Source organism: Bradyrhizobium sp. (assembly GCF_035570375.1).
GTDB lineage: Bacteria > Pseudomonadota > Alphaproteobacteria > Rhizobiales > Xanthobacteraceae > Bradyrhizobium.
This window is the reverse complement of the sequence record NZ_DATMLW010000056.1, coordinates 1-12,054: the sequence shown is the minus strand read 5'-3', so window position 1 is coordinate 12,054 and position 12,054 is coordinate 1. Positions and strand designations below refer to the sequence as shown.

Annotated in this window: 10 protein-coding genes; 7 read left to right on the top strand and 3 right to left on the bottom strand. The window is 61.1% G+C overall.

Translation table 11 applies throughout. The annotated features are described in order from the left end of the window. The first annotated feature begins 142 nt into the window (after positions 1-142). Positions 143-394 (top strand): transcriptional regulator, encoded by a 252-nt coding sequence (locus VNX23_RS06400; protein ID WP_325628341.1) that lies wholly within the window; start codon positions 143-145, stop codon positions 392-394. 660 nt (positions 395-1,054) lie between these two features. Here VNX23_RS06400 and VNX23_RS06395 read toward each other — a convergent pair. Next, positions 1,055-1,282 (bottom strand): hypothetical protein, encoded by a 228-nt coding sequence (locus VNX23_RS06395; RefSeq protein WP_325628340.1) that lies wholly within the window; start codon positions 1,280-1,282, stop codon positions 1,055-1,057. Between the two features lie 70 nt (positions 1,283-1,352). On the opposite strand from VNX23_RS06395, the gene VNX23_RS06390 reads away from it, so the two are divergent. Further along, positions 1,353-3,938 carry a mechanosensitive ion channel family protein gene (locus tag VNX23_RS06390; protein ID WP_325628339.1) on the top strand — a complete coding sequence of 862 codons (2,586 nt, stop codon included), beginning with the start codon at positions 1,353-1,355 and terminating at the stop codon, positions 3,936-3,938. Positions 3,939-4,175: 237 nt separating this feature from the next. Here VNX23_RS06390 and VNX23_RS06385 read toward each other — a convergent pair whose 3' ends face one another. After that, positions 4,176-5,141: a Spy/CpxP family protein refolding chaperone gene (locus tag VNX23_RS06385; RefSeq protein WP_325628338.1), complete on the bottom strand. Its 966-nt coding sequence runs from the start codon at positions 5,139-5,141 to the stop codon at positions 4,176-4,178. A gap of 744 nt (positions 5,142-5,885) precedes the next feature. Between VNX23_RS06385 and VNX23_RS06380 the strand changes: the two genes are divergently transcribed. The 3 genes from VNX23_RS06380 (at position 5,886) to VNX23_RS06370 (ending at position 9,497) form a co-directional block, all read left to right on the top strand. Next, a complete protein-coding gene (locus VNX23_RS06380; RefSeq protein ID WP_325628337.1) occupies positions 5,886-6,344 on the top strand; it encodes an SRPBCC family protein in 459 nt (152 codons plus the stop codon). 40 nt (positions 6,345-6,384) lie between these two features. Next, positions 6,385-7,434: an adenylate/guanylate cyclase domain-containing protein gene (locus VNX23_RS06375; RefSeq protein WP_325628336.1), complete on the top strand. Its 1,050-nt coding sequence runs from the start codon at positions 6,385-6,387 to the stop codon at positions 7,432-7,434. Positions 7,435-9,083: 1,649 nt separating this feature from the next. Further along, complete coding sequence (locus VNX23_RS06370; RefSeq protein ID WP_325628335.1) at positions 9,084-9,497, top strand: hypothetical protein; 414 nt, start codon at positions 9,084-9,086, stop codon at positions 9,495-9,497. A gap of 218 nt (positions 9,498-9,715) precedes the next feature. Here VNX23_RS06370 and VNX23_RS06360 read toward each other — a convergent pair whose 3' ends face one another. Then, positions 9,716-9,982, bottom strand: a complete 267-nt coding sequence (locus tag VNX23_RS06360; RefSeq protein ID WP_325628334.1) for a helix-turn-helix transcriptional regulator — start codon at positions 9,980-9,982, stop codon at positions 9,716-9,718. 58 nt (positions 9,983-10,040) lie between these two features. Here VNX23_RS06360 and VNX23_RS06355 point away from each other — a divergent pair, with 58 nt between their 5' ends. Both VNX23_RS06355 and VNX23_RS06350 read left to right on the top strand, forming a co-directional pair. Beyond that, positions 10,041-10,910, top strand: a complete 870-nt coding sequence (locus VNX23_RS06355; protein ID WP_325628333.1) for a YqaJ viral recombinase family protein — start codon at positions 10,041-10,043, stop codon at positions 10,908-10,910. Further along, positions 10,894-12,054, top strand: a 1,161-nt coding sequence (locus tag VNX23_RS06350; RefSeq protein ID WP_325628342.1) for an ERF family protein, incomplete at its 3' end; no start/stop codon positions are given. The genes VNX23_RS06355 and VNX23_RS06350, both read left to right, overlap by 17 nt.

Here is a 12,054-nt window from a genome sequence, read left to right as displayed (position 1 = left end):
TCGCAACTGCCTCGACGTTCAATTCGGGCTTTGGAAATCGCGCCGGGTTCACGGGGGGTGGCCAGTTCGGTTACAATTGGCAGTTTGGGGGCAGGGGTGTAGAGGGTTTCGAGGCTGACACTGGATTTGGGCATTGTGACCTATGCTTTCGTCTGATCAAATCCGTGGAGCCCGCGCGATATTACGTCTGAGCCAAGCCGACTTAGCCAAGGCGGCCAGCGTTTCGCTCGAGACGATCAAACGGCTGGAGGCGATGCAGGGAGAGCTGAAAGTTCGGCTCGACACGCTGACGAGGATCAAAGACGCCCTCGAAAGGGCCGGTGTAGAATTTATCCCCGAGAATGGCGGAGGAGCGGGAGTGCGGCTCGCCAAGCGGGGCAAACGCTCGAAGTAGATGCCGATACCCTCTGCCAGTCTCCTCGAAACGTACTGCAGCAGTCACAGTGCCGGATGACGCGCTGAAGATTGTTATGTGCGGTGTGGATAAGGAGGAGAAGGCAGCAGCATAGCCTCGTTAACCCTTCGTTAACCATACTGATCCAGCCTACTTCGGGGGCTCGACGGAGTGAGGGTATGTCAGCTCAAGTTGGAACAGGTCTGCTTCTAGATTTCGCGATGATGCTCGGCGGTGCAGTGGGTATCGGCCTCCCGATGGCCGTGGCGATTATCTGGGTTTTTTCGTAACCCCTTCCGCCGCTCGCGGCACTCCAGCCAATCAGTGACCTCGTCGTCGACGCAAGGAAAGCCCCTTGGCTGGCCGCTAGGGTCTACTGACGCGGCCTCTGCCAGGAAGTCGCTCTTATCGATCTTCGCTGGTGCTGCACCAGAAGTCCGCTGACCTTCCTAAGCTGGACATATTGCCGTGCTGGCATGAGTCCGGAAATGGCCCATTTGGGACATTCAAACAGATGCCGAGAATGTCCGCTTGTCGGGGTAGACCGGAAGTGGTCGGTGCGCGCTCGAAACGTCGCGAATGATCCAAACCGGAAGTAATGCTCAAGCGGCGCTGTCCGCCCGTTTGTTCAGTTTCGTCTATATGACGATAAACAATTGGTTATTCGTGCCCCAAAAGTTCCGGCAACTCGCCGACGACATGATCGAGTGAGGCGAGGATGTCGCCGACAATCGAGAACCACACGAAAGATTTCCGCGGGTAGGCGAACTCTCTGGAATAGCGAAAGCTCGTCGCGCACTGTTTCGCCGCGCCGCCCGACGTGGAGCACGTGACCCAGGCGGTGATGGGATTTTGAGCTGGCGGATCCGCTTGATATTGGCCTGCCATAATCTGCCCCGGTTCCAACGCTAAAGGCCGCCGCGTCCTAACTGGATCGGTCTAGCCGATGGGGGCCATATTGCGACGCATTGCACGCACCCGCATCCTTTTGATAGCCGCGGTGATTCTCGCCATTGGATTGGCGGGCAGCTGGTGTGCTTTCGCGCAATCGCCCAAAGCGGCGCCGGCCGCGGAAAAGCCTGCCGCGAGCGGCACGCCTGCTGCGGAGAACCTCACGCGCGCGCCGGACGCGGCCAATCCTGCGATCAACACCAAAGACATCGTCAACCGCCTCAATCAGGAACTCGGCATCGATCTGCAGGCGACTATTGCCGGCTGGCAGCAGGCGCTGGACCAGGTGGAAAGCGATCTCGGCCGCGAGGGCCTGCGCTATTCAGACCTCAATCAGTATCGCGATGAACTGCTGCGTGTACGTTCGCAGGCGGCGGATGTCGCGGGCCGGCTGCAGCCGCGACTCGATGCCGGCAAGGCGCAGATGAAACTGCTCGGTCCCGCGCCCGCGGCTGGCCAGCCGCCGGAGCCGGAACAGGCCGCGATCGCGCGCGCCGAATTGAACTATCACTTCGGATTGTTGTTGGCCGGACAGGCGGCGGCGAATTCGGCCAACCTGCGCATCGATAATCTGCTCAATACGGTTCAAGAGGTCCGCCGCAAGAACTTTGCATCAGCTCTGCTGCAACCCATTCCCGGCGTCTACTCCTATCAAACCTGGGCCAAGGTACCGCAAGATGTGCCGGTGGCGGTCGGCAAGGCCCATGACCTCGTCGCCAATTGGTGGAACACGCTTCTCGATCCTGAGAGCCTGGAGCACCTCGCTATCGGCGCGTTGTTGGGCGCTCTGGCGCTGAGCTTATTGAGCGCAAGGCTGGTGCGCCGTTTGCATCGCCGACAGGACACCGCAGGACCGCCGTTCTGGCAGCGCGCATCGGTCGCCGCGGTCGTGCTGGTGTTGCGAGCGCTTCCAGTCGTCGGTCCGGTGGTTTTTCTTTACGCTATGGTCTCGAGCATCGAGGCGCTTCCGGAGCGGGTCGACTGGTTGTTCTATCTCACAGCGCAATCGATCGTGATCGTTTTCACGGTCGGTGCGCTGGCGAGCGTCGTATTTGCGCCTGGCGCGGCGCGATGGCGACTTGTCCCCATCTCCGATGCGGCGGCCGCGCGCCTTTGTGGCCTCGTCATCCTGCTCGCGCTCGTCTACAGCCTCACCACGCTGCTTTACGTGATCACGCGGCTCGTTCAGGCGCCGTTTGCGCTGACTATTGCCGTCGCTCTGCCATCAAGTCTGTTGTTGGCCGGCCTTGTGGTGGCGCTGCTGCGAACGCCGATCGAGCGCGGCAGCGATACGGCGCCGCCGAAGCTGCTCAAACCGATCCGCATCGCGGTCTGGGCCATCGTCGGCGCCATCGTCGTCTGCGCCTTGACGGGCTATCTGGCTCTAGCGCGCTTTCTGGCGCAGCAATTGGTCGTGACAGGCTCGATTCTCGCGGTCGTCTACTTGCTGCTGCTGTGGGTTGACGGCTTCACGCAAGGCCTGAGCGACGATGGCACCGTTGTCGGCGCCTGGCTGCCGAAGACGGCCGGACTGGAGCCGGCACGGCGCGAACATTTGGCCCTGCCGATCAATTTGTCGCTGAAATTCGTGGTGCTGATCCTTGCTGTGCCGTTCATCATGCTGCAGTGGGGCTACGCCTGGCCGGATATTCGCGAATGGTATTGGCAGCTGTTCTTCGGGCTCCACATCGGCAATACCGAAGTGACGTTCGGCGCGCTGCTCGCCTCGATCATCGTGTTCGGCGTCGGTTACGCGGCGGCGCGCCTGTTCCAGGGCTGGCTCGATGCCCAGGTGCTGCAGCCGGCGGGAATTTCGGGCGGCGTGCGCAACTCGATCCGCACCGGCGTCGGCTATGTGGGGATTTTGATTGCGGCGCTCGTCGCGGTCTCCTATGCGGGCTTCAATCTCTCGAGCATCGCCATCGTCGCCGGCGCGTTATCCGTCGGCATCGGCTTCGGCCTGCAGAATTTGGTCAATAATTTCGTCTCTGGTCTCATTCTTTTGGTGGAACGGCCGATCAGGGTCGGCGACCTTGTCGTTGTCGGCGGCGAGGAAGGCTATGTGCGCAAGATCAGCGTGCGCTCCACCGAGATCGAAACCTTCGACCGCGCCAATGTTCTCGTCCCGAACTCCTACTTCACCGCCGAAAAGGTGAAGAACTGGACCTTCCGCAACAGCGTTCGCCGCGTGGCGCTTCCGATCGGTGTGGCCTATGGCAGCGATCCGCACCAGGTTCGCGCCGCGCTCCTGAATGTGGCGAAGGAAAATCCCGACGTCCTAACAACGCCGGAGCCGTTCGTGATGCTGGACGATTTCGCCGCCACGAGCATCAATTTCACGCTCTATGCTTATGTCGGCGACATCACCAAGGCCGGAGGGGTACGGACCGAGCTGGCAATGGCGATCCTGGGCGCCTTCAAGGAGGCCGGCATCGTCATTCCGTTTGGTCAACCGGACGCCACACAACTAAAGCTAGATTGGCTGCGTGACATGATCGGCGCAGCACATCCGGCCGAGCGGCACGCGGGGAATGGCAGCCGCGCGTCCGCCAACAATGGCAAGGCGCCCGCGGCAGAGTCCCTAACAAGGTGACCTTTTAAGCCCGCCCGCTCCACATTGGCGATGCGCGACGGCACGCCGAATTCGCGACGGCAGACTTCGGCGAGCGCAGCGACACTCGAGCGGATCGTTCAGTGGATGAGTCTGCAAATGGCCCATCGCGACATTTTCGTGCATTGCGGAATTCGGTCGCTATCGGGGCGTAGCGGAAGTCGAGGTCGGCTCTCCGTCGTAGCCCACTGGAATTACACAACCGTTGAAGTCGGAGCATCAACGCATCCCGGCAAAATAGACCTTCTGTCCCTGGTCCAGCGCCTCGTAGAACTGTGTCAGCGCGGGGCTAATGGCGGCTGTCGCCTGACGCACGGCCAAAAGACGTGCGCGCATCAGGGCCATGCGGGCGGGTGGCGTGAGCGCAGTATCGATGGGGCAGGCACCCGCTAGTGTGTCGGCGACCTTGAGCGACGAGCTAACGAGCTCGTAGAGCGCGGCGCGCTGTGGCGGGGACAGGCCGACGCGACGCTCGATCTCACGGATCGGCCATCCGCGCAGCGCCGCGGTGAAGTGCTCGCAGATGTTGGCCCACGTGTTGGCTTCGCCGTCGTGGCCTGCGTCTGAAACGTCTCGCCGACGGCTGCGGCGCTCCCAGCGTTCCGCCGCGGGTTCGCCTTCTCGCGCCTGCGATCCGGACAGCGTCAGATCGCGCAGAAGCCGCGCCTTCTGCTCATCGTCGAGCGCGGCGTAGAACGCACGCAACGGCGGGTCGACCGCTGCAAAGGTTGCCGTTGCAGTGTCGATCGCCTGCTCCGCGGCCTCGAGCCGTGCCCTTGGCGGCGCGGGCTCATCGTGTGGGCACTGGGCGGAAACCCGTTCCGCAGCTGCGGTCGCCGAGGCCCGCAGCGCCTCCAGCGCGCCGCGCTGCGCGTCGTCGGGCGCGACAATCCGCCTGATCTCGTCAAACGGCAATTTCTGAAGTCCAGCCGCCTCCTGGATGCAGCCGCGGATCAGCCGATCTATGACGGCACCGAACCCGCCACCGCCAGTCATGGCCCGGCCGGTTTCTACCTCGGGGAAGCGATCGCGCCAACTATCGTCCCCGTGAGGGAGCATATAACCGTAGCCGTAAGCGCCATAAAAGTGCCGCCAGCGCCATTTCCGAGCTTCGGCGCTCGACGAGACCAAGCACATGCTCAGCGCCAGAATGAACAGCACCTGCAGAAACCCGGTTCTGGACACGGTGGCGTCCCTATTGCATGACCAAACCACGCAACGCGCCAATGGAAGGCTGGGTTCCCGACGGAACGGCGATTGGAACAGGGGTGGTCCTGCGTGTCCTCCCTCCATCCGATATCCTGCTCGTGCCCGCCGCCGAGCTAACGAAAAGCCGGCGAAAAGCCAACCGGCCAATGTCTCCTCTTGGCCCTTCGCGTCATTTCGCGCGCGCGAAACAATCAGGTCGCCTTTGGAAAGAAGCGGACATCAACCGGCAGGCAGAGCCGGCTGGGAGGCGAAGGAACGGCGAGCCTCAGATGGCCTTTCATCAGAAAGCAGCATGCTACAAACGCCGAGGTGACCGTCAGGGCTCCGCTGTGCCGACCGGACCGATTATGGACCCGGAAGCCGAGAGATTCGCCCAACTTTCATTTTCAAAGCCACACTTGGCAGGTTAAACTGGTTTGCGCTTCGCTCCTTGCGGGAGATTTGAGAGATGAAGCGTTGCCAGCTATTCGCGTTGCTGCTTACCGTGAGCCTGGCGAACCCTGCGCTTTCCGACAAGCGGGTCGCGTTGGTGATTGGCAATTCCGCGCCAACGTAAAACACGCGAACTTTTTCAGGCTGCCGAAGTGCCGACGAGCGCGCTCCGCGCTAAACAGCTTCATCATTAGGAACCACCCGAGGTGCCATGCCGTTATGGCGCAACCGGCTTCGCCGGTCTTCTTGAGGCGAAGGCTCGGGCACCTGGCCAACTGGAGGAGACCGATGCAAGATGCTCTCGTCGTCCGCCGCGAAACACATATTTCGGCGCCGCGCGCCGCGGTGTTCGCGCTTCTGACCGATCCGGAGAAGATCCTCCGCTGGATGGGGACGGAAGCGCAGCTCGAGGCGCAGCCCGGCGGGCTCTATCTCGTCAACGTCACCGGTGCCCGCTTCGCCCGCGGCTCGTTCCGCGAGGTCGTGCCGGTGCATCGCCTGTCCTACAGTTTTGGCTGGGACGGCAGCGAGGAGGTGCCGCCGGGATCGAGCCTGGTCGAGATCGACCTGATGGAGCAACCGCCGGACGGAACGCTGCTGCGGCTGACCCACATGGGATTGCCCAACGCCGGACAGTGCGCAAGCCATGCTGAAGGCTGGGCGCATTACCTTGGCCGGTTGGCCGAAGTTGCGGCGGGGCGCAATCCGGGGCCAGATCCCAGGCGCGGCCCGGCCAAGCAGACGTGACGGCGTTGCGCGCCCGATGTCGTCCACGTAATTGAATTCAATGGATCTGCCCCCGCCACTTGCCTGGCTTGTGGATGACGCCGGCACCTCGGCCGGACCCGACCGTTTCCTCGCCGAGCTCGGCGGCCGGTTGCTGGCGGACGGCCTGCCGCTTTCCGCCGGCGCGCTGACGCTGGCCGTGCCGCATCCGATCATCGCGCGCCGCACCTTTCTGTGGCGGGCGGAGACCGGTGCCGTGATCGAAGCGCTCGGCTTCGCCGGCGCTGTGCCGATTGAGGCCGGGAGCAGCTGGCTTGCCGGCCTGGGTCCGGTGCAGGAGCAAGCGGTCGGCGCCGACAGCATGCTCGGCTGGGCCGGTATTCGTCCCTTCGACTCCGCAGAGACGCATCGGCTGCGCCAGGTCGCGCGCTTCGCCGCGGCGCCGCTGGCGACCCTCGCTGCGCGAGCCGCGCTCACCGCGCTGCTCGAGGCCTATCTCGGCCGGCGCAGTGCCGCCCGCGTGCAGGCCGGTGCGCTCGGCCGCGGCGCGGGCGAGATCATCCGCGCGGCGCTACTCTATGCGGATCTCCGCGGCTTCACCGCGATGTCGGAAGCAACCGAGCCTGCGGTCGTGATCACAGCACTCGACGCCTGGTTCGATCGCATCGCTGGCGCCGTGCACGCCTTCGGAGGCGAGGTGTTGAAGTTCGTTGGCGACGGCGTGCTCGCGATCTTCCCGGTCACGGGCGTGCCGGCTGCGGCCTGCGATGCGGCGCTGCGCGCGATCACTGCTGCCCGCGCCGGCATGGCGCATCTCGATGCGGAGCGCGCGGCGCAAGGACTGCCGCCGCTGCCCTTCGGCGCGGCTCTGCATGTCGGCGAAATCTTGTGGGGCAATATCGGCGCCGCCGACCGGCTCGATTTCACCGCCATCGGTTCTGCCGTCAATCTCGTTAGCCGGCTCGAGGGATTGTGCCGGCCGCTCGGACGCTCCGTTCTGATCTCGGGTGCGGTCGCCGCCGAGACCAGCACGCCCTTGGTGCCGCTCGGCGAACATGCGCTGCGTGGCATCGCCGCGCCTTGCGCCGTCTTCACCTTGCCGGATACGTGAGCATTGCCCGCAAATCCCGCCACACTTGTCACTCTCACCGTTTGACACCTGGTCCTAGCTAGTAGGCGACTATCTGGGTCGTGTGCTGAACGGCGAAAAGCCTGAAGACTTACCGGTGCAGCAGGTCACCATGCTCGAACTAGTCATCACATGAAGACTGCAAAGTCGCTTGGCCTTGAGTCCGCGCCGACGAGGTGATCGAATAGCTCTCTGCTTGTTGCAGTGCGTGAGTCTGGAAATGGCCATTCGCGACATATTGCGCCGCCGCACGACCTCGATCGCTTTGTGAGCAAAGCAGACATGGCATCGTCGCGTCACGCCACCAAGTTTATTGGCACGCGGCCTAGGGAATGCGTCAATGGCAGGTAGGCTTTTCGCCGTCGGCCTGGTCCAATGATGTTGCAGAAGTCGGCTTTGGCGCTGATTTCGCTTGCTCTATTGTATCCAAAAATTTGGAAACCTCGTTTGTCTGTTTAACAAACCGATCCTGGGCTGCCATTAGTTCAGCGAAGCCAGGATTCAGCAACACATGCCCAGTCTGCTTTGCACTGTTCGCTGAACGTAATCAAGAAGACCAAGTAGTTGCGCAACTAGTCTGCAAACTCTCAGTTTGTGTTTTGGCGATTGTTGGACTGTTAATCGGCGTGGTGTCGATCCCGATAGTCGGATTTATCTTGGCACCCGCATGGATGCGGCCGAAGGAATTTTTGGGCAAGGGAAGACGAGGTTGAAGTGGTAAGGCGATGCGCGTTGATTCCGACGCTCTTCCAGCCCTCAGTTTCTGGGCTGGATTTGACCGCTTGAATTTGTAGGCGCCCCGAGGGAACCTTGGTCTTCGTAGATTTTGTATGAAAACGAGGAAGTCCACTATGCGGTCGTCTACAGCCGCCGCTTTCGCGCTTATCGTTGTAGCTCCAATGTCCGTGTCTTTGGCGCGGGCCGCTTCTGATTGTTCAACATTAATAACACCGGCGAGAACTCGACCGCCGACATTGACCTCAAGTCCGGGGAAAGTTGCTTATTTCAAATCAGAAAACGCGGCACGGTGAGTAACTCGGAAATTTCCCAAAAGCCGGCACGCGGCAAGTTGAAATGCTCAACATATCAACTTTCGAATATACGGCGAAGGCTAGATTTAAGGGAAGCGATACCTTTGCCATCAAAGCAACGGGTCAGGGGTCGACGGCTTCTGGCACCTCGGTAATCACGGTGCACGCGACGATCAAATAGCGTTCCTCGCGTCCACTGCATTGCCGATGGATCTTTTCGGTCACCCAAGGGGGCGAAGTGGCAAGCAATCCAGCGAAGATTTGTTAAACCTTTTAGGCAAGATGGAACCGAAATCTTACACGGCAGCAATTGTCCCTGGGTACTGACGTTCGCTAGATTTGAGTTCTGCATTCCCATCAGGGTCGCGGAACTCGTATGGCGCGAGATCGCAAAAAAATGGCGCGCATTCGCAGGACGGGCGGCGTCGAATGCAGTAGACGGCCCGCTTCTCCTCCTTATCTGACGAGCAAAGCCTTGTTTAGTCCCTCAGAGAGCGGGCGGTCTTGAGCGGCCGCTCCGCCTTTTTGGCAGATGGCGGCTAGCCGGCAGGGCCGCCAATGCCTAGGTCCTCAGCGGCGCAGGTCACTGGAGAAGATCGCTTGGACAACCCAGTCATTATTGTCGTTTCCCTAATTGCAATCGCGCAAGCACTCACGATTGTCCTCACGATCCGTCGCGAAAGAGACGTCAAGGAACTGCGGAGGCTTGTCGATGAGCAGCGGCTACAGATCGCCGAGCTAAAGGCGTCGTTAGCTCGCCGGAACGCTGATCGGCCACGCCCACCAAAAACTCAGCGGGAACCGACTGGCCTGCGTGCAGCGTTGAAAAGCGCCGTACCGCCGGAGCCAGCGATAACGCCGAAAGACTTTCCTGATAACCCGAGCACCATTGAAAATGAGCTTGAACGAACGACTAATGTCATCGACTGGTTGAACAGAGTCGCGATCGACCATACCGCGGCGGTCGTCAGAAATTCTGGATCAAAAATAAGAACCGGAAGCATCCAGCAATGATTCGCGTGCGGGCGCGGCATGTGGTCCGGCAGCTACGTCGAGCCCTGGTTATACCGGGCCTGCATCCGGGCGGGCGGACGCCCGGCGGGATGTTCGGACGACGCGAACGCCTATCCTTAAGAGCGGCCGCGATCGTTTGACGGTCAAGACACTAAAGAAATTGGCGGCCTAGTTCCGAAATCGATTTCGAAGCGATAGGCGGGGATCATTGTGCCCGGCTATCGCTTCGGCTTGCGCAGCCGGACGCCAGCCCCACCACCATTTTCTGCGATGAACACAACGCCTGCCTTTTCGAGAGTGACGCGCAGCTTATTTCGAGCTTCTTCTGACACATTCGGCCCATCGCCGTCCTCACGCTCAACTCTCTTTACCGTTGGCAGCGACAAGCCGGCCCGTTTAGCAAGCTCCGTCTGCGACCATCCAAGCAGGCTGCGCGCAGCTCTTAGCTGTTCAATTAAAATCATCAAAGATTCTTCTTGATCCATTTTGGATCATAAGTTATGATCCATTTTGTATCATTCCTATTCGATTCGGAGCATTTCGATGACTAATAACACCAATTCGGTGAACGGCGGAGCTTTGCCTAGCATCGGCCCTGCCTCTCCAACAACTCGCGACCGCCGCCACTTCATCGGTGGCTCCGACGCCCGGATCATCATGGGCAAGGACGAAAAACCACTTCTGCGGCTCTGGAGAGAAAAGCGTGGTGAGGAGGCCCCGCTGGACCTATCGGACGTCCTCGTTGTTCAGCTCGGAGTCGTAACCGAGAGCCTCAATCGGCGCTGGTACGAGTTCAACTCCGGCAACCGGGTATCAGAGGTCCAACGCCACGCGGTCCACCGGACCATGCCCTGGATGGCCGCTACGCTGGGCGGCCTGGTCAAAGAAACCGGCGCGGTGTTCGAGGCCAAGTTCATGCTGCCGTGGTCGTTTTCGGAAGAGGCAGCCGCGGAGAAGTATATGGCCCAGCTTCAGCACAACATGCTGGTAGCCGGCACAAAGAAATCTATCCTCTCCATCATAACTGGCGGGGGAAAATGGATTGAGCTCTCAATTGAAGCCGATCCCATCTACCAGACCATCCTGATTGCTGCGGAAAAAGCCTTTTGGCGGGCGGTCAAAACCGGCGAAACCCCGGCGCTGTTCGATTGCGAGCCTCCAAAACGGCGGATCGAAGCGGTTCGCGTGGTCGACATGAACGCCTCCAACTCCTGGGCGGAATTCGCCAGCCTATTTTGTGCGACCAGACAAGCCCATGCCGACCACGAGCGGGCCAGGAGCGAGCTCAAGGCCTTGATGCCGGAGGATGCAAAGGAGGCGAGGGGGCACGGCATCCGGGCGAAACGCTCAAAGTCGGGAGCGATCAGCTTTGATCTTCTTGCGATGGAGGCCGGCCATGCATCGTTCCAGTGAAAACGTCGCCGCCATCGCAACGGCGCTAGCAAAGGCCCAGACCGAACTCTCCAATCCCGAGAGGGCGATGATCGGGGCCATCTATGACTCTCGAACCGACAGCCAGCGCAACTTCCGCTACGCCTCGCTAGCGAGTGGGCTGGACATCATCAGAAAGGTCCTCGGCAGCCAACAGATCGCGGTCACGCAGACCACCGCCATCGATCCGGCCAGTGGCACCGTCAACCTGACCACCCTCCTTGTCCACACCTCAGGAGAGTGGATTTCCTCCGACTGGCCGGTCTGCCAGCTATCGGAGACCGCGGCACCGCGCCGGATGGGAGCGGCGCTGACCTATGCCCGGCGCTACGCGTTATTCACGATGGCGGGGATCGCCGGCGAGGACGACCTCGACGCACCCGATTTCGCCAACGAAGGGCCCAAAGGAAACCAGACAGCAGAAGTTGGTCGTGCTGCAAAATCGAGCCCTGAATCGGCGCCCTCCAATTCCATCCAGTTCCGAACCGGGAAGCCAGCCACACCGCCGGTCCAGGAAAAACTCTCTCCTGAGACATCCGCTGCCGCCAGGGCGCAGCTCATCCGGGAAATCCAAACGCTGCCGGAGGACGAGCTACAGCCTCGGGCCATCGCTATCCTGAAGGCTAAGAACCGGCTGTCAGCGGATGACGCCAAGTTGGTCGAGGAAGCCTTCGCTGCGAGGGTGGCTCTTCCAGACGCTTCGCATGAAACCCCGTCAGCGCCTGCGACTCAAACCGACTCAAATACACCTCAACCGCCTGCGCCATTTGCAGGCGCCGTCAAGCGGCCGCGGGGCCGCCCCCGAAAGATTAGGACCGCTGTCGGTCATCCGCCCGAGCATCCGGTCACCTCTCCACCAACGCTCAATGGCGACGCGCGAACTTCAATGCATCAACAAGCCGATGTAGTTCCCGCCAAGATCGATAAAAGCAAGCTCACCTTCGGCGAGCCACGTCGACTGCGTAACAAAGCCCATCTCAAATTCGTAGCGTCGCAGCCGTGTCTGGTCTGCGGAAGAAGCCCCGCCGACGCCCACCACCTCCGATTTACCCAACCGCGGGCGATGGGATTGAAGGTGAGCGACGAGTTCACCGTACCCCTGTGCAGAGTTCATCACCGTGACGTC

What these genes read in the sequence shown, in the direction of transcription:
- VNX23_RS06400 (WP_325628341.1), top strand. Translation starts at nt 143, where the DNA reads ATGCTTTCGTCTGATCAAATCCGTGGAGCCCGCGCGATATTACGTCTG.
- VNX23_RS06395 (WP_325628340.1), bottom strand. Translation starts at nt 1,282, where the DNA reads ATGGCAGGCCAATATCAAGCGGATCCGCCAGCTCAAAATCCCATCACC.
- VNX23_RS06380 (WP_325628337.1), top strand. Translation starts at nt 5,886, where the DNA reads ATGCAAGATGCTCTCGTCGTCCGCCGCGAAACACATATTTCGGCGCCG.
- VNX23_RS06375 (WP_325628336.1), top strand. Translation starts at nt 6,385, where the DNA reads ATGGATCTGCCCCCGCCACTTGCCTGGCTTGTGGATGACGCCGGCACC.
- VNX23_RS06360 (WP_325628334.1), bottom strand. Translation starts at nt 9,982, where the DNA reads ATGGATCAAGAAGAATCTTTGATGATTTTAATTGAACAGCTAAGAGCT.
- VNX23_RS06355 (WP_325628333.1), top strand. Translation starts at nt 10,041, where the DNA reads ATGACTAATAACACCAATTCGGTGAACGGCGGAGCTTTGCCTAGCATC.